The sequence below is a fragment of the Pseudomonas sp. A-B-19 genome, from assembly GCF_019947515.1.
Lineage (GTDB): Bacteria > Pseudomonadota > Gammaproteobacteria > Pseudomonadales > Pseudomonadaceae > Aquipseudomonas.
Genome location: NZ_JAGYGN010000028.1, coordinates 31,668 through 47,532, shown reverse-complemented (window position 1 = coordinate 47,532; position 15,865 = coordinate 31,668). Strand labels below are relative to the sequence as shown.

Below are 15,865 nucleotides of genomic sequence, written 5' to 3'. Positions count from 1 at the left end.
GCCTTTTCCGCGCGGAATAGTTCTGCTTTTATAGCAGCGTGTGTTGCTGTGAACGCAGCGAAACGCCTTCCAAGAACCCGACCATTGAGTCGGTTTTTTTTGTGCCCATTTATGAGCCCTGCCAGCGAGCAGGGCTTTTTCGTTTTTGGTTCCGCCACGCCCTTCGCTCCGAGCTGGGAAGTGCTGCTGGATCCAATCTATTGAGCTTCCCGAACAGGGGAGAGACCCGGATGACCAACATGCCCGATAAACCAGATACATGGTTGCTTGTTCTCGCGTGGCTGGGTCAGCACGCGCCGACGATCTACGCCGGAGCGTTGTCATTCGTCGTCGGTGCCTTGCGGATCATTTACGGCGGCGGCACACGACGACAGGCGCTGCTTGAGGCTTCGCTGTGCACGCTGATCACCATTGGCTTGATTCCGTTACTGGAGTACTTCGGCTTACCGCAGAACTTCGCCACGGCTGCGGGTGTGTTCATCGGATTTCTTGGTGTGAAGAAGATCGCCGATCTGGCTGATCGGTTCGCAGACTTCAAGTTTCCCAAATCGGATTCGGCGCCGTGAAGCGCTGTCCTTGGGTGCTGCCTCTTGTGCTCCTGCTGGCCTACGCCGTCACGGGCCACATCCACTGTGGTGATTCGCCTGCATGTCAGCCGTTCGCCGCTCAATCATTCAATCGAGAGATTTAGAGAATGGCCTACACCCAATACGAAACGGTCGTCGCCAACACTCCCGAGGAGTTGACGGCCAAGCTGGCACAGGCCATTGCCGAAGGCTGGCAGCCATACGGAAGCCCTGTTTCCATCACCGAAGGCTTTCAAGTGCTTCAGGCTGTGGTGAAGGGATCGAGCAATGTCGGTGGAGCACCAGGCGACATAACCTCGGACAGCATCACGGACGCCACGGATGTCGGTAAAGCCGTGTTGGTGAGTGTCGACGCCGCCGCTGCTCGTGCCGTTACAGGCAGTGGGACTTCGGACTTCTCGGGCAGCTACAACGACCTGAGTGACAAACCAGCTATTCCAGCCGAGGGCGATGCCGCGATGCTGGAAGCCGGTATAGACCTCGTCGCGCATACCTGGTCGGCCAAACTGATTCATGACGAGATTGCCCGCCAGATTGCAGCGCTACCGGCATGAGCATCACATCCACAATCTCGACTGCCTCCGTTTCAAACGCGATCTTCAATCTGCTCAGGATCAGGGTTTCCAAACCCACCGGGGACCCTGGCAACTTCCAAGGAACACGGGGCATAAGACTCGCGCAAACGCGTTAGCGGCACCCGGCCAAAGTTAGTTAACTGGTTAACTCGCCGGGTTAACCGGGTTGAAAGCCTTATGGGCTGCGGCTTACAGGGCGGTTAACTAAGGAGTTAACCTGGTTAACTCAGCCAACTGTCGAGTCGGCTGAAAGTCAGGCGGGCCGTGCCTTTCAGCTTGGTTAACTAAGGCAGTTAACCAAGAGTTAACTAAGCAAATGACTGAAAGGCTATGGAATTGGCTGAAAGCCAGACGGGCCGTGGTCTTGAGGTGGTTAACCTAGGAGTTAACCGACTATTTTACTCGGTTAACTCTCGGCCCAGCCGGGTTAACCGTAAGGCATGGACATGACAGCACTCACCAAAGCGGAGTTCGCGGCTCGCCAAGGCTGGTCGAAACCCTATGTGTCGAAGTTGGCCAAGAGCGGTCGTCTGGTTCTGTTGGCGGACGGCATGGTGGATGTCGAGGCCACGGACCGATTGCTGTTCAGCACCGCGGATCCGAGCAAAGCCAATGTGGCGGCGCGACATGAGCGCGAACGGATTCAGCGCAGGCCGGAAGGCAATACCCCGGCACCTAAGATTGAATACGAGCCTTCAGCCGTTCTTTCGCACCAGGCGCCATTGTCCATCGAAGGCATTCCGGACTTTCAGGAGTCTCGAGCCTATCGCGAGTTTTATGAGTCACGCCTGACCGAGAGCGAGTTTCACAAGAATCGCGGCGCCCACGTCGAGTTGGAGGCCGTTAAAACGGCGGCATACACGACCGGGCGGATGTTACGGGATCTGTTGCTGGGTATGCCGCCACAGTTGGCCCCCGAATTGGCCGCCATGAGTGATCACTGGCAAATCGAGAAGCACCTCACTGCCTCATTGCGCCGGGTGTTGGACGATGCCGAACGGATGTCCTCGACAGATCTCATCCATTCTTTGACTGCAGCGAGCTAATCCATGTCAGCGGAAATGCCCGACGGTGCAGCGGTGTACCGGGAGGCTTATTTCCGCGGGCTGCGGCCAGAGCCGGATGTTTGGATCGATCAGTGGGCTGACGAGTTCATGCGCATTCCGCGGGATGCTGGGGCTGCCGAGCCAGGACAGTACCGCACTGCACGGACACCATATGCCCGCGAGCCCATGCGCTGCCTGTCGCCGGCACATCCGTGCAAGCGCGTGGTGACCATGGTGGCCTCGCAGTTGATGAAAACCCAGATTGCCTTGAACTGGATTGGTGGCCTGATCCATATGGCGCCGTCCAACATTCTCACGCTGTTGCCGAGTCTTGGGTTGGCCAAACGAGTCTCGTCGCGCATTGGCAAGACCATCAAGGCCACCCCGGTGCTGCGTGAACGAGTGGCGGCGAACCGTTCGCGAGATGCGCGCAACACCATGGACACCAAAGAGTTCGAAGGTGGTTCGCTGTATGTCACCACCGCCGGTTCGGCAGCGAACCTGTCGGAGTTGTCGGCCCGGTACATCTACGGCGATGAGGTGGATCGCTGGGTGGTGGACGTGGGCGAGGAGGGCGATCCGATTGAACTGGCTGAAACTCGGGGCAGTACGTTTGGCCGTAACGCCAAGTTCTACTTTTCCAGTTCGCCGACGATCCGAGGCGCCTCGCGCATTGCCGATCTGTTCGAGACTAGCGACCAGCGTTTTTACTACGTGCCGTGCCCGAATTGCAGGCACATGCAAGTCCTGGAGTGGGAACGCCTGCATTACTCGACGGATTGCCAATTGGCACACTACGAGTGCGCCGGGCCGAACTGTGATGTGCTGATCGAGGAACACCATAAGGGTGAAATGTTGGCCAAGGGCGAGTGGCGGGCCCATGCCCAGGGCGATGGTGAAACCGTCGGCTTCAATCTCAATGCGTTGTACTCGCCGCCCGGCTGGACCGGTTGGGCCGCGCTGGCCAAGCAGTTTGAGAAGGCCAAAACCGCCATGTCCCGCGGCGATCTGGAGCCGATGCAGGTGTTCTACAACACCCGTCTGGCCAAGGTCTGGGACAGCGCCCAAGAGCAGACCAAAGCCGATGTGCTGATGGCTCGGGCCCGCCTGGAAACCTATGGTTTGGGGTCGATGCCATTCGCCGTGCTGATGCTCACAGCCGCGGTTGATGTCCAGGCCAACCGGCTGGAGTTCATGGTGGTGGGTTGGGGGGCCGGCATGGAGCGCTGGATCATCGACTATCAGGTGATCTGGGGCGATCCCTCCGACGAACGCACCTGGTCAGTGCTCGATGACAAACTCAAGGCGCGTTATCCGCATCCGTGTGGTGCGGAATTAACGATTCGCGCGGCTGGCATCGACTCCGGTGGCAACCACACCGACGAGGTGTACCAGTTCTGCCGGCTACGGCGCTGGCGCAACATCTTCGCGGTCAAGGGCGCGAGCAAGTCGGGTCGGCCGGTGATTGCGCAGCGGCCATCGATGATGGATGTCACGTGGAAAGGCCTGACCGAGCGCAAAGGTGTCGAGCTATGGTTCATCGGTACCGATACGGCCAAGGACTGGATTTACAACCGCTATCCGGTGGAGGACGGTCCCGGCGCGCTGCACTTTGCCAACGACCTGCCGGATGATTTCTTCGCCCAGTGCGTCGCCGAGCGCAAGGTGACTCGGTACATCAAAGGCTACAAAAAAATCGAATGGGTCAAGGGCAAGGCGGAGCGCAACGAAGCCCTCGACTTGATGGTGTACAGCCTGGCGATGGCGCATTACCTGGGCCTGAATCGCTACAAGGAACACGACTGGGAACGGGTGAGAAGCGCCCTGTTGCAGGCGGCGCCTACAAGTGAAAAATCCATAGCAGTCGAACGTGTCCGCGCTCCGGCGCCATCACCGCCGCAACCGGCTGATTCCGTACCGCCACCGGCCAAGCCAGCCGCAGTACTGCTGCCGATTGCACGGCCGCCACAGCGTCGAAGCTCCAGCAGCGGCTACCTCAAAAAACGACGCTGAGTGAAAGCGCACCGTTGCAACTCACGTTGTCTTATTACTTTAGAGCGATCCCATGGCCTTTACCCAACAGCAACTCGATGCGGTCGAGAAGGCAATTGCGCGCGGCGAGAAAATCGTGCGCTACGCCGATCGCAACGTCGAGTACCGCGACATCGACGAATTGCTCAGGGCACGCGACGAAATTCGTAGCTCGTTGATCGCGGCGGCCGGACCTCGTTCGCGCATCGTGCGGCTTTACCATGGAGGCAAGGGACTGTAATGGCTCGTCACTTTCCAACCTTGGGCCGCAGCGGATTCTTGATTCCCTCGAACATCAAGGCTAGCTATGAAGGCGCGGCTGAAGGGCGTCGTTCCGCCAGTTGGGATGCGCCCGACGCCGGTTTCAACAGCATTGCCATTCCGGCGCTGCGTAACCTGCGCTCGCGTTCCCGCGCGGCAGTGCGCAACGACCCGTACGCCTTCAACATTATCGACAAGCGGGTCAGCAACCTGATCGGCACCGGCATCACGCCGCGGCCGAAAACCCAGGATGACGAGCTTCGGCATCTGCTGCAGGAACTCTGGGCCGACTGGACCGAAGAATCCGACGCCGATGGTCTCACCGACTTCTACGGACAGCAGGCGTTGATTGCCCGGACGGTGGAAACGGCCGGCGAATGTTTTGTCCGCCTGCGCCCGCGCAGCCTCGATGAGGGGCTGGTGGTGCCGCTGCAACTCCAGGTGCTGGCGCCGGAGTTTGTGCCACACGACAAGTCCGAAATGGCCCGTAACGGCAACGTCATTCGCGCCGGCATTGAGTTCAGCCCGGACAGTCGCCGGGTGGCGTACTGGATGTATCGCTCGCATCCCGGCGATGCCGCGTCGTTGAACAGTGGCTACAACCAGCTGGTGCGCGTACCGGCGAGCCAGGTGCTGCACATTTTTGAGCCGGTCGAACCGGGTCAGCTGCGTGGTCTGCCGCGTTTATCGCCGGTGCTCAAGCGCCTGCGCAGCCTGGACAACTACGACGATGCGGTGTTGTTCCGCCAAGAGGTGGCCAACCTGTTCGCCGGCTTCATCAAGAAGCCATCACCGGATGACATCCAGACGCCGGTCGACCCAGTGACCGGAGCGCCACTGAACCTCGCTTCGGATGGCTTCACGCCGATGGTGGCATTGGAGCCCGGGACCATGCAGGAGTTGTTGCCGGGCGAGGAGGTCGAGTTTTCCTCGCCGCCAGATGCCGGCAACAACTACCCGGATTTCATGCGTCAGCAATTGATGGCGGCGGCGGCCGGCGCCGGAATGCCGTACGAGATCCTCACTGGCGACATGCGCGAAGTGAATGACCGCGCGCTACGGGTGGTGCTCACCGAGTTCCGGCGTCGACTTGAGCAGCTGCAATTCGGTGTGTATGTGCACCAGTTATGTCGCCCAGTGCGGGCCGCGTGGATGGATATGGCCGTGCTCAGTGGCGCCGTGCTGTTGCCGGACTATGCCCAGCGCCGCCGTGAGTACCTGCGTACACGCTGGGTGCCCCAAGGCTGGGCGTACATCCATCCGGTTCAGGATGTTCAGTCACGCACGATGGAAGTGAACGCCGGCTTTGCCTCGCGCAGCGAAATGGTCCTGCGTACCGGCTATGACGCCGAAACGGTGGACGAAGAAAACGCCGCCGATGCCGAGCGCGCTCGGGGTAAAGGTCTTAATTACAGCACGCTCGTCGAACTGCTCCAGGCGTTCGACGACAAGGAGCAGACATGAGCAAGAAAACGCCGCCGCGCATTTACAACAAGGCCGGCCAGCAAGTGCCGGTGCAGGATAAAAGCTGGTACGCCGTACACGCCAGCGGCGAAGCGACCGAGCGGGTGATTGAAGTTTTTGTGTATGGCGAAATCGGCACCTGGGGCATTACCGCCAGTCAGTTCATGCAGGATCTGCGCGCGGTCGACGACGGCGTGTCGCCGGTGATCGCGGCGTTCAACAGCATCGGCGGCGACCTGTTCGACGGGTTGGCCATGCACAACACCTTGTCGCGGCTGGGCGAACGTTGCACGGCGCGTGTCGATGCATTGGCGGCGAGTGCGGCCAGTGTCGCGGTGTGCGGTGCCCACAAGGTGGTGATTGCGTCCAATGCGATGTTGATGATCCACAACCCGTGGACCTATGCGGCTGGCGACGCCGAGAGCTTTCGCAAGGTGGCGGATGTCCTCGACCAAACCATGGAGGCGATCATCGCGGCCTACAAGGCCAAGGCACCGGACATCGATGAGGTGGAGTTACGGGGTTTGGTGGCCGCCGAAACTTGGCTGACAGCCAGTGAGGCAGTGGCTCTGGGGCTGGCCGATGAGGTGGGCGACGGGGTGCAGGTCAAGGCGTGTCTGGGGCAGGGCGGGGTGATGCAGCGTTATCAGCACACCCCAGCTGAATTGCTGGCCCAGCTCGATGAGTTGCCTGAGCCAGATCCGGAGCCGGCGCCAAACGATCCACCCAAGCCAGTGATGGATTCGGCCAAGCTGGCGTTGTTGATCACTCAACGTTGCACGGAGGCGGGGATCAGCAACCTGGTCGCGCCATTGCTCAGTTCGACCCAGCTTGAAAGCGAAGAAATCGTCCAGGCGGGGCTGACCCGGGCCAAGGCGGTGCATGACCTGTGTGTCGCGGCACGACTGCCAGAACTTAGCCTCGAGTATGTGGCCGCTGGGCTGGATGAGCCCGCGGTACGCGCGCGGCTGTTCGACAAGATCGTCAGCAGCGGCAACGGTTTCGAAATCGACAATAGCGTACCCCTCGACGATGACCCTGCACCAAAGGTGTTGGCGAAACAACCGAATCCCTCTTCGATCTGGGCGGCCCGTCAGGCCGCCCATGCAGGGCAACTCAAAAGTGCAAAAGGAGCACGAGCATGACCGTAAAGTACGAAACGCTACACGCCGGCGAGTTTCTGCTCTCGGAAGGGGCCGGGAAGATCTCTCGTGAATCCATTCTGGTGGCTGCCGGTGCCGCACTGAATGCTGGTCAGGTACTGGGGCTGGTCACGGCGACCAATGAGTTTGCCCCCTACGATCCCGCCGCTACTGACGGCACCGAAGTGGCGGCCTGCATCCTCTACGGGCCACTGGGCGAATCGACCGAAGAGCGTCGCGCCAGTGCCGTGGTGCGGCTGGCCGAGGTCAGCGAGGTGCATTTGACCGGTTTCGATGCTGAGGCCGAGGGTGCCTTGGCGGCACAGTTTGTGATTGCCCGCTAAGGCATTTCCCTTTCATCCAAACCCCGCCTTGAGCGGGGTTTTGCTTTTCTGGAGAGTTCCTTCATGGCCGATATTGGCATTTTTACCGACGATGTTTTTTCCGTGTCTTCGCTGACTGCGGCGATCAATGAGCAGGAATACCTACCGGGCCGCATCAGCAGCCTTGGCCTGTTTCGCGAGGAAGGGATCAGCACCCTGACCGTGCAGATCGAAAAGGACGGCAACACCCTGGCCCTGGTGCCGGCGGGTGAGCGCGGCACCTCGGGTCTGGTCGTGGGTGCAAGCAAGCGTCAGATGATCCCGTTCAACACCGTGCACCTGCCGCAGCGTTTCACTATCAAGGCCGACGAAATTCAGGGCATTCGCGCCTTTGGTACGACCACCGAATTGCAGGCCGTGCAAGGCGTGGTCAACACGCGCCTGAGCAAGGCCAAGCGTCAGCTCGATGCCACCCATGAATTCCAGCGCATGGGCGCGCTGAACGGTCTGGTGCTGGACGCGGATGGCTCGACGGTCCTGCTGAACATCTATCAGGCGTTTGGTGTGGAACAACAAAGTTTGTCCATGGGCCTGAATGACTCAGCCACCAAGATTCGGGTCAAGTGTGCCGAAGCACTCGATATGCAGGACGATGAGCTCGGCAGTGTCACCAGCTCCGGGGCGCGAGCCTTCTGCGGTAAGAACTTCTGGAACAAGCTGATCACGCACAAATCGGTTGAAGAAACCTACCTTAATACGATCCAGGCCGCGGAATTGCGTGGTGATGCGCGGGACAGCTTCGAGCTCGGTGGCATCGTCTGGGAGCGCTACCGCGGGCGCATCGCTGGTGTGTCGTTTATTCATGACGATACAGCCCTGTTGATTCCCGAAGGCGTGCCGGATCTGTACATCTCCTGTTTTGCTCCGGCGGACTACATGGAGACGGCCAATACTCAAGGCCTGCCGTATTACAGCAAGCTGGAACCACTGCCGTTCAACAAGGGCATGGCCGGTGAAGCCCAATCCAACCCGTTGCACCTGTGCACGCGTCCACGGGCACAGATCCTGCTGACGCTCTGACCATGGCCTTTCGAGACCTGGTCGCGGAGATCGACAGCGTGGTGTTCGACACCCTGGCCGATGTCGGCTTCATCGAAGGCCGTCGCGTGCTGGGTATGTTCTCGGCGCCTTGGTTGCAACCCAAGGTCGGCCGCTTGAACACCGGTCTACGCGAGCCATGCTTTCATATTCGCGTGGCCGATGCCGGGGGCGTAGAAAAAGCGCAGACAGTGCTCATCGACTTACCTGTTCTGGACGGTGGCGGGGAGTACACCCTGATTCACCTGGAACCGGCGGGTGATGGTCTGGTGGCCTTGTCGTTGAGGTTAAAAGCATGAGTGCCGTTCCGGTTTCGCTGCAACTCTCGACCAAGGACATGCAGGCCTTCGACAGTCTGGCCAAGGTGGTGCCCAAGGCCGCTGCCGCGGCGCAACGACGGGCGATCAACAAGACGTTGGGCTGGCTGGCCACGCACATGGCGCGCGATGTCAGTAAACAGGAGCGGATCGCCGTCCGGGCGGTGCGTCAGCGCCTGCGCAGCTATCCCATCAAAGGCCAAGGGCAGTTGGGCAAACTCTGGTTTGGCACCAACCCGATGGAGGCCAGCCGGATTGGTAATCCCCGGCAGGGCAAGGCCGGTGTCTCGGTGGCGGGGCGGCGCTACCAGGGCGCCTTTTACAAGCGCGTCTATGGCAACAAGGCGGACATCTGGATCCGCACCTCCAGCAAGCATTTCAACCCGGATGACTATCCCGGCAGCAGCGCGTCCGCGGGTGGAGGCACAAGTTCGGGCTGGATCGCGGAAAACGACAATCGCTTTCCACTGGCCAAGGCCAAGGTCTCGCTCGAAGACGTTGAAGGTCCGTTTTACACCTGGGCCAACAAGGCCGACGAGCGTCTACTGGTCGTGTTCAAACAAGAGATGAACTTTGAACTGCACAAATACCTGAAGGGGAGTGCCCGTGTCTGATCCTGCCTTTTCGCTGGATGCGTTGTACGCCGCCATCGAGGACCACATCCGCCAGGCACTGCCCTCGGTGAGGTTTGTGGCGACCTGTCCGGACATTCAGGACCGGATAGCGTTGCCGGCGGTATTTCTCGAGCCGGTTGAGTTTGAGCCCGGGCCCGACATCGGCACCGGTGAAACCGTGTTGATCCAGCGCTTTGAAGCGCGGGTCATTGTCGCGCCCGAGTTGGCCCGCCATCAGCAACTGGGTGCGCAGTTGGCGGCACAAATTGCGGTTCTATTGCGAGCGCAGACCTGGGGGCTGGATAACGTCGAACAGGCGCAGTTTGTGGCGTCGCGTCAGGACTGGACCAAACCCGAACTGGATGGCTACACCGTGTGGACGGTGGAATGGACCCAGCAGATCTACCTCGGCGAGGTTGAGTGGCTTTGGCCTATCGAGCCCCCGGGCACCCTGTACCTGAACGTCGATGGCTGCACCGGTACCGGCAATGAAGATCACTACTTTCAGCCGGAGGATCTGGCATGGGATACGCCAGCGCCGAACATGACCGGATGATCGCGGCGATGCTAATGCCCTGCGTGGTGGTCGGCATTGATCTGATGGCCGGCCGGGTGCGGGTCAAGGCCGGCACTTGGGTCAGTGCCTGGGTGCGCTGGCACAGCCTGGCCGCGGGCAAGGCCCGTCATTGGCGTGCACCGAGCACGGGGGAGCAGGGCGCGCTGTTCAGTCCCAGCGGTGATCCGGCCATGGGCACGTTTATCCCGGGGCTGTATGGCAACGCCGGGGCCCCGCCGGACAACCGCGATCACGTCGAGGCCTGGTACTTCGACGATGGCGGCTCACTGGTCTACGACTGGCAAGCCGGCAGCTACAGCATCGCGTTACCCGACGGCAGCCGCGCGACGATCACGGTCGGTGGCTCGCAGTTTGAAGTGACGCCGGAGCAAATCCGGGTGACGGCCAGCCAGATCACGCTGTCGGGTGAGGTGAGCATCGACGGTGCGCTGAGTGTATCCGGCGACATCAGCGGCGCCGGCACGATCTTGGACGCCGGGGGCAACAGCAGCAACCACTCGCATTGAGTGAAACATTCACCTTCAGCCCGCCGCGTGCGGGTTTTTTTATACCTGGAGTAAATCCATGACAAGCAAAACCAAGGAAGTATCAGCCGTCAGTGAGGCGCCCGCGCCGGCCACGCTGAGCCTCTTTCGCGACACGCTGTATACCTCGCGGGTGCTGATTCTGCTGGAGGCCGAGCGCACCTTGAAAGTGGAAAAAGGCCAGGTCGCGGTGGCCTCGGATGACACGGTCGCGCTCGAGTATTTGCATGGCCGCAAGGATTTTGTCGCGGTCGAGGGCTGATCCCATGATCGGGATGATCGGACTGGACCGCCGCACCGGCCAACTCATTTCCGGCCTCGATCACCTGCGTCAGTCCATCGAGGACATCTTGTCTACGCCCTTGGGCAGCCGACGCATGCGCCCGGAGTACGGCAGCAAGCTGCGGCGCTTTGTCGACCTGCCGGTCAATGACGGCTGGAAAAGCGCCGTGCAGGCCGAGGTGGCCAGCACCCTAGGCCGTTGGGAGCCACGCCTGAAGCTAGGCCGGGTGCGCGCCGTGGCCATCCTCGACGGGCGTATCACCTTTGAGCTGACCGGGCAGTACCTGGGCAGCGACGTGACTTTGGAGGTGTCCGCATGACCATGGAACTGGCGGCCCTGCCGCCGCCGCAAGTGCTGGAGGACCTCGACTTTGAGGCGGTTTACCAGGAGAAACTGGAAGCCTTCCGCCTGAGCATGGGCGACAACTGGAGCGCGGAGCTGGAAAGCGATCCGGTGCTCAAGCTGATCGAACAGGCCGCGTATGGCGCCTTGCTGAACCGGGCGCGGGTCAACGACGCGGGCAAGGCCTTACTCTTGGCCCATGCCGAGCGGGCCGACCTCGATCACCTGGCCGCCAACGTCAACCTGCAGCGCCTGGTGATTCAGGCGGGAGATCCGAGCACGGTGCCGCCGACGCCGCAGGTGCTCGAAGAGGACGATGCCCTGCGTGAACGGGTGCAGCTGTCGTATGAAGGACTGACCACCGCGGGGCCGCGCAATAGCTACATCCTGCATGCGCGTAACGCCTCGGGTCTGGTGGCTGATGCCACAGCGGAAAGCCCGTCGCCGGCTGTAGTCGTGGTGACCGTGCTCAGCCTCGAAGGCAGTGGCGCGGCCTCGCCGGAACTGCTGGAGCAGGTCCGCCTGCACCTCAATGACGAGGACGTTCGGCCGGTGGCCGATCGGCTCACGGTGCAGAGCGCCGTGGTCATCGACTACCGCATTGAAGCGGTGCTGTACCCGCAGGCACCGGGTCCGGAGAACGAGGCCTACCTGGCTGAAAGTGAGAAACGCCTGAGCGAGTGGATCAACCCGCGCCGTCGCCTAGGTCTGGAAGTGGCGCGCTCGGGGGTCGATGCGCAATTGCACGTACCCGGCATCGCCCGGGTTGAGCTGCTGGGCTGGACCGACATCAAACCGAGCAAGGCCGAGGCGGCGTATTGCACGGGTTACAGCGTGACGCTGGGGGCCTGACATGAGCAGCCAGTTACCGCTCAACAGCACGTCGCTGGAACTGGCCGTCGAGGCGGCCAACTACGAAAACACGCTGATTCCCCTGCGCAGTTTGTACAACGCCGATACCTGCCCCGAGCATTTGATGCCGTACCTCGCTTGGTCCTGGTCGGTGGACCGCTGGAACAACAACTGGACACAGGAAGCCAAACGCACGGCGATCCGTTCGGCGTACGACGTGCATGCACGCAAAGGCACCATCGGTTCGCTGCGTCGGGTGGTCGAGCCCCTGGGCTATCTGATCGATGTCGTGGAATGGTTCGACACCGTGCCGGAAGGCGTGCCCGGCACGTTCGCTCTGGAGGTTGGGCTGAATGACGCCGGCATCACCGAGGAACTGTACGAGGAACTGGCGTGGTTGATCGACGACGCCCGTCCGGTCAGCCGACACATGACCAATCTGGCGCTCAGCCTGCAGACCGAGGGGGTGCTGGGCATTGCCGTGTGCGTGCAAGAAGGTGAAGAGATCGACGTGTACCCGCCGGCCCCGAAAGACATCGACGTGACCGGCACTTTTGGCCCGGCGCTCTGCGTCGATGAAACCGATACTTTGGACGTTTATCCCTATGATTGATAAAACCAGTCAGTTTTTTGCCATTCTCACGGCGGTTGGTGAAGCCAAGCACGCCAATGCCATCGCCATGGGCCTGGACTGGATGTTCACCGAGATGGGCCTGGGTGATGCCAACGGTACCGACCCGATGCCCGACCGTCTGCAAACCCAGCTGGTCCACGAATGGCGCCGGGCGCCGATCAACCAGATCCGCGTCGATCCGGCCAATCCCAACACCGTCATCACCGAGCAGATCATACCGCCCGAAGTCGGCGGTGAATGGATTCGCGAGATCGGCCTGTACGATGTCGACGGCGACCTGGTGGCGGTGGCTAACTGCGCGCCGAGCTATAAACCGTTGCTGGACCAGGGCAGTGGCAAGACCCAAGTGGTGCGGATGAACTTCATCGTCAGCAGCTCGGCGAACATCGTGCTGAAGATCGACCCGGCCGTTGTGTTAGCCACGCGTGAATACGTGGACCTCAAGATCCAGGAGGAGCTGGCCAAGCTGGATCACAAACAGTCAGCGCGGGTGGCGGCTACGGTTCCCATCACCCTGAGCAATGTGCAGACCATCGATGACGTGGCCGTGGCCGCCGGTGATCGCGTGCTGGTGACCGCTCAGGCGCAGGCGCAGGACAACGGTGTCTATGTGGTCAGCGTCGAAGGCTGGGCACGGGCGGATGATGCCGACAACAGCCTGGAAGTGACCCCGGGGCTGTTTATCCATGTGGAAGAGGGCACCGTCAATCGCGACAGCCTCTGGCAGTTGGTCACCGACGCGCCGATCACCCTCGGCACCACCGGTTTGCAATTCGAAATGATCGCGGGCGGCAGTGGGGGCGGCGTTGGCACGTTTCGCAGTGTCACCGTCGATGCCCTTGGGCGGGTGATCGCTGGCACCAACCCGACCACCCTGGACGGCTACGGCATCACCGATGCCTTGGCCGTGAGTGAAAATCTCGCCGATGTCGAGGATGTGGCTGAGGCTCGCGACAACCTTGGGTTGGGAACCGCCGCGATGGCGGACGTGCAATCCGATCTGGACGATGCCACGGTGGATGCGCTGATGAAAGTGGGCGCCTTTGGCTTGGGCGGGGCGGGTATCAGCCTGCCGGACGGTACTGACCTCAACACCATCCGAACCAGCGGTTTTTATCGCCTTGAAGGAACGCCGGAAAACGGGCCATCGGGCGGCACCAACTCCGCGTTGATCGTCGGCAATGGGCGGGACGTGACGCTGCAACTGGTCGTGCAATACAACACCGGGGTGTTGTTCACACGTGGTGGCAGCGGTTCCGGCTCAACCTGGTCGGTCTGGAAAACGCAGTGGGACAGTGGTTCGTTGATTAAACAAACGAACACCACCGATGCTGGCGCTGGGCGCGTCTTGCTCAACGGTGCATTTGGCGTCGGAGGAGTAGCCCCCAATTTACCGGGCAATGACTTCAACGCCGCTCAGGTCGGTGGCACCTATACCTATACGGCCGACACCCTGAACCGTCCGAACATCTCCGGCGGTGATCATGGGCTGATGGTCCACATCGAACGATCGTATGGCAACCTGGCCTATCAAGAGGCGCGGGTGGCGAACAGCGCGAGCGCCTACCGTTACCGAACTGGGGACTTTGCCACCGGAGCCTGGAGCGACTGGCAGAGCGTGTGGGATTCCAGCAATCTGGTTAAACAAACCTCTCCCCAAGATGACACCCCAGGCCACGTACTGCTCGCGGGGGCATATGGCTTGGGCCAAGGGGGGATTATCCTTCCCGAAGGCACCGATCTAGACACAATCACCACCGTGGGCATTTATCGGGTGAACCCCGGCCCGAACGTTCCAGAGGGCGGCCAATTCTCCCCCATGCTGGTTGCGGTCAGTCAAGACACCCTCTGGCAACAAATCATCGGCTATAACACCGGTACAACTCTTACTCGTGGCGGTGTTCGGACCCCAGAGGGATTCGTATTCAGTGAGTGGGTAACGGGTTGGGACACTAGTAACTTTGACCCTGCTGCGTACCAGGCGGCACTGGGTTTCACTCCCGTGCAGCAAGGTGGGGTGGCGGGTCAGGACACCAACAAAATCTACATTGGCTATGAAAACGCCTCGGGCAAAATAAAAATACAGGTTGATGCGCAGGATTTCGGGGGTATCTGGACCGAAACCACCTTTGATCCTGCTTCCATATTTTCGCTTCCCATTGGCGTGCCGTTTCCATGGCCAACCGCTACGCCACCCGACAAATGCGTTTTGATGGGGGGACAGCCGTTCAATGTCGAGTGGTACCCGGCATTGGCAGCCGTGTATCCCAGCGGCTTCCTGCCAGACATGCGCGCCGAGTCGATTCGTGGTTTGGATGGCGGGCGCGGAGTTGACCCCGACTCTGGGCGCCCCGTGTTGAGCCTTCAACTCGACACGCTACAAAACATGACGGGTGAACTCAGGCTACAGGACGATGATTCGATGTTGCTTGTGAATACCGCGACCGGCGTATTTACGGCTACTGGTTACATGACGAGTGATATACCCGCTGCACCACGAGTCAGTACAACGGGCAACATGTCTGTAACTTTCAATCCTTCAGCCGTCGCCCGTGTGAGTACGGAAACCCGTATGCGTAACGTGGCTTACAACTACATCTGCAGGATGTACTGATGACTACTTTAGTGAATGGTTTTTTTGATGAGAGTGGCTGGATCGACGTTTACACGTTCAGTGAAACCACTGGTGAATACCTCGGAAAGAACGAAATCTATGTGAGCCGGGGCTGCGGTCTACCGGCTGGCGCAACGCTGGATGAACCACCACAAGCTTCGGAACAACAGGTGGTCGTTAGGCAGCAGGATGCATGGGGTGTCGTGCCCGACTTCCGGGGCGTGGCTTTCCGCACCACTGATGGTGCCGAGGTGATGCACTCGATGCCAGGCGAGTTACCGGCCGAGCTGACGACCTTGCCGCGACCGAGTGCGGCCTATGTCTGGAATGGTCTTGTTTGGGTATTGGATGCCGCGCGCGATCTGGCGATTCAAAGCCAGCGAGAACGGTCATGGATCGAAAATGAACTGCATTGGGCGGGCAGAGAGATCGACAAGCATCTGGATGCTGACCCAGCCGCGCTCAACACGGAGCTGGCTTGGCGCACCTATCGCAACGAGCTGCGGGCCTGGCCAGCCAGCGCCTTATTTCCTACCAAGGAAGAGCGCCCTGTAGCACCAAGTACCTCCTAAAACGCCTCG

Annotated in this window: 19 protein-coding genes; all 19 read left to right on the top strand. The window is 60.6% G+C overall.

The genetic code is table 11. From position 1 onward, the window contains the following. Positions 1-230: 230 nt before the first annotated feature. Positions 231-566, top strand: a complete 336-nt coding sequence (locus tag KGA81_RS24590) for a phage holin, lambda family (protein ID WP_104449534.1) — start codon at positions 231-233, stop codon at positions 564-566. A 128-nt stretch (positions 567-694) separates the two neighbouring features. Then, entirely contained in the window at positions 695-1,141 is a 447-nt protein-coding gene (locus KGA81_RS24585; RefSeq protein WP_223549317.1) for a DUF1737 domain-containing protein, read from the top strand. A gap of 467 nt (positions 1,142-1,608) precedes the next feature. Beyond that, positions 1,609-2,208 (top strand): terminase small subunit, encoded by a 600-nt coding sequence (locus KGA81_RS24580; protein WP_223549315.1) that lies wholly within the window; start codon positions 1,609-1,611, stop codon positions 2,206-2,208. A 3-nt stretch (positions 2,209-2,211) separates the two neighbouring features. Next, entirely contained in the window at positions 2,212-4,221 is a 2,010-nt protein-coding gene (locus tag KGA81_RS24575; protein ID WP_223549313.1) for a phage terminase large subunit family protein, read from the top strand. A 52-nt stretch (positions 4,222-4,273) separates the two neighbouring features. After that, positions 4,274-4,480, top strand: coding sequence for a phage head-tail joining protein (locus KGA81_RS24570; protein ID WP_027923826.1), 207 nt, complete (start codon positions 4,274-4,276; stop codon positions 4,478-4,480). Then, a complete protein-coding gene (locus KGA81_RS24565; protein ID WP_223549311.1) occupies positions 4,480-5,964 on the top strand; it encodes a phage portal protein in 1,485 nt (494 codons plus the stop codon). Before KGA81_RS24570 ends, KGA81_RS24565 begins: the two co-directional genes overlap by 1 nt. Continuing rightward, on the top strand, positions 5,961-7,109 hold the full coding sequence (locus KGA81_RS24560) for a head maturation protease, ClpP-related (RefSeq protein WP_223549309.1): 1,149 nt from the start codon (positions 5,961-5,963) through the stop codon (positions 7,107-7,109). Before KGA81_RS24565 ends, KGA81_RS24560 begins: the two co-directional genes overlap by 4 nt. Further along, positions 7,106-7,450 carry a head decoration protein gene (locus tag KGA81_RS24555; protein WP_218478722.1) on the top strand — a complete coding sequence of 115 codons (345 nt, stop codon included), beginning with the start codon at positions 7,106-7,108 and terminating at the stop codon, positions 7,448-7,450. The genes KGA81_RS24560 and KGA81_RS24555 overlap by 4 nt, the downstream gene beginning before the upstream one ends. 63 nt (positions 7,451-7,513) lie before the next feature. Continuing rightward, positions 7,514-8,509: a major capsid protein gene (locus KGA81_RS24550; RefSeq protein WP_090455570.1), complete on the top strand. Its 996-nt coding sequence runs from the start codon at positions 7,514-7,516 to the stop codon at positions 8,507-8,509. 2 nt (positions 8,510-8,511) lie between these two features. Then, entirely contained in the window at positions 8,512-8,826 is a 315-nt protein-coding gene (locus KGA81_RS24545) for a hypothetical protein (protein WP_223549306.1), read from the top strand. Beyond that, entirely contained in the window at positions 8,823-9,458 is a 636-nt protein-coding gene (locus KGA81_RS24540) for a hypothetical protein (protein ID WP_223549305.1), read from the top strand. The genes KGA81_RS24545 and KGA81_RS24540 overlap by 4 nt, the downstream gene beginning before the upstream one ends. After that, complete coding sequence (locus tag KGA81_RS24535; RefSeq protein WP_223549303.1) at positions 9,451-10,014, top strand: hypothetical protein; 564 nt, start codon at positions 9,451-9,453, stop codon at positions 10,012-10,014. Before KGA81_RS24540 ends, KGA81_RS24535 begins: the two co-directional genes overlap by 8 nt. Then, the gene (locus KGA81_RS24530) at positions 9,981-10,541 is read left to right on the top strand and encodes a phage baseplate assembly protein V (RefSeq protein WP_223549301.1); all 561 of its coding nucleotides are present in this window, start codon (positions 9,981-9,983) and stop codon (positions 10,539-10,541) included. Before KGA81_RS24535 ends, KGA81_RS24530 begins: the two co-directional genes overlap by 34 nt. A 58-nt stretch (positions 10,542-10,599) precedes the next feature. Beyond that, complete coding sequence (locus KGA81_RS24525; protein WP_223549299.1) at positions 10,600-10,821, top strand: hypothetical protein; 222 nt, start codon at positions 10,600-10,602, stop codon at positions 10,819-10,821. 13 nt (positions 10,822-10,834) lie between these two features. Beyond that, complete coding sequence (locus KGA81_RS24520; RefSeq protein ID WP_043302559.1) at positions 10,835-11,161, top strand: GPW/gp25 family protein; 327 nt, start codon at positions 10,835-10,837, stop codon at positions 11,159-11,161. Then, the gene (locus KGA81_RS24515; RefSeq protein WP_223549297.1) at positions 11,158-12,036 is read left to right on the top strand and encodes a baseplate J/gp47 family protein; all 879 of its coding nucleotides are present in this window, start codon (positions 11,158-11,160) and stop codon (positions 12,034-12,036) included. The genes KGA81_RS24520 and KGA81_RS24515 overlap by 4 nt, the downstream gene beginning before the upstream one ends. A 1-nt stretch (position 12,037) precedes the next feature. After that, complete coding sequence (locus KGA81_RS24510) at positions 12,038-12,649, top strand: phage tail protein I (protein ID WP_223549295.1); 612 nt, start codon at positions 12,038-12,040, stop codon at positions 12,647-12,649. Next, complete coding sequence (locus KGA81_RS24505; RefSeq protein ID WP_223549293.1) at positions 12,642-15,284, top strand: phage tail protein; 2,643 nt, start codon at positions 12,642-12,644, stop codon at positions 15,282-15,284. Before KGA81_RS24510 ends, KGA81_RS24505 begins: the two co-directional genes overlap by 8 nt. Further along, positions 15,284-15,856: a hypothetical protein gene (locus KGA81_RS24500; RefSeq protein WP_223549291.1), complete on the top strand. Its 573-nt coding sequence runs from the start codon at positions 15,284-15,286 to the stop codon at positions 15,854-15,856. The genes KGA81_RS24505 and KGA81_RS24500 overlap by 1 nt, the downstream gene beginning before the upstream one ends. The last annotated feature ends 9 nt before the right edge of the window (positions 15,857-15,865 follow it).

Excerpts from the sequence above, each read along its gene's own strand:
- KGA81_RS24525 (WP_223549299.1), top strand. The coding sequence starts at position 10,600 with ATGACAAGCAAAACCAAGGAAGTATCAGCCGTCAGTGAGGCGCCCGCG.
- KGA81_RS24570 (WP_027923826.1), top strand. The coding sequence starts at position 4,274 with ATGGCCTTTACCCAACAGCAACTCGATGCGGTCGAGAAGGCAATTGCG.
- KGA81_RS24520 (WP_043302559.1), top strand. The coding sequence starts at position 10,835 with ATGATCGGACTGGACCGCCGCACCGGCCAACTCATTTCCGGCCTCGAT.
- KGA81_RS24560 (WP_223549309.1), top strand. The coding sequence starts at position 5,961 with ATGAGCAAGAAAACGCCGCCGCGCATTTACAACAAGGCCGGCCAGCAA.
- KGA81_RS24555 (WP_218478722.1), top strand. The coding sequence starts at position 7,106 with ATGACCGTAAAGTACGAAACGCTACACGCCGGCGAGTTTCTGCTCTCG.
- KGA81_RS24510 (WP_223549295.1), top strand. The coding sequence starts at position 12,038 with ATGAGCAGCCAGTTACCGCTCAACAGCACGTCGCTGGAACTGGCCGTC.
- KGA81_RS24540 (WP_223549305.1), top strand. The coding sequence starts at position 8,823 with ATGAGTGCCGTTCCGGTTTCGCTGCAACTCTCGACCAAGGACATGCAG.
- KGA81_RS24515 (WP_223549297.1), top strand. The coding sequence starts at position 11,158 with ATGACCATGGAACTGGCGGCCCTGCCGCCGCCGCAAGTGCTGGAGGAC.
- KGA81_RS24505 (WP_223549293.1), top strand. The coding sequence starts at position 12,642 with ATGATTGATAAAACCAGTCAGTTTTTTGCCATTCTCACGGCGGTTGGT.
- KGA81_RS24575 (WP_223549313.1), top strand. The coding sequence starts at position 2,212 with ATGTCAGCGGAAATGCCCGACGGTGCAGCGGTGTACCGGGAGGCTTAT.
- KGA81_RS24565 (WP_223549311.1), top strand. The coding sequence starts at position 4,480 with ATGGCTCGTCACTTTCCAACCTTGGGCCGCAGCGGATTCTTGATTCCC.
- KGA81_RS24545 (WP_223549306.1), top strand. The coding sequence starts at position 8,512 with ATGGCCTTTCGAGACCTGGTCGCGGAGATCGACAGCGTGGTGTTCGAC.
- KGA81_RS24530 (WP_223549301.1), top strand. The coding sequence starts at position 9,981 with ATGGGATACGCCAGCGCCGAACATGACCGGATGATCGCGGCGATGCTA.
- KGA81_RS24585 (WP_223549317.1), top strand. The coding sequence starts at position 695 with ATGGCCTACACCCAATACGAAACGGTCGTCGCCAACACTCCCGAGGAG.
- KGA81_RS24500 (WP_223549291.1), top strand. The coding sequence starts at position 15,284 with ATGACTACTTTAGTGAATGGTTTTTTTGATGAGAGTGGCTGGATCGAC.
- KGA81_RS24590 (WP_104449534.1), top strand. The coding sequence starts at position 231 with ATGACCAACATGCCCGATAAACCAGATACATGGTTGCTTGTTCTCGCG.
- KGA81_RS24580 (WP_223549315.1), top strand. The coding sequence starts at position 1,609 with ATGACAGCACTCACCAAAGCGGAGTTCGCGGCTCGCCAAGGCTGGTCG.
- KGA81_RS24550 (WP_090455570.1), top strand. The coding sequence starts at position 7,514 with ATGGCCGATATTGGCATTTTTACCGACGATGTTTTTTCCGTGTCTTCG.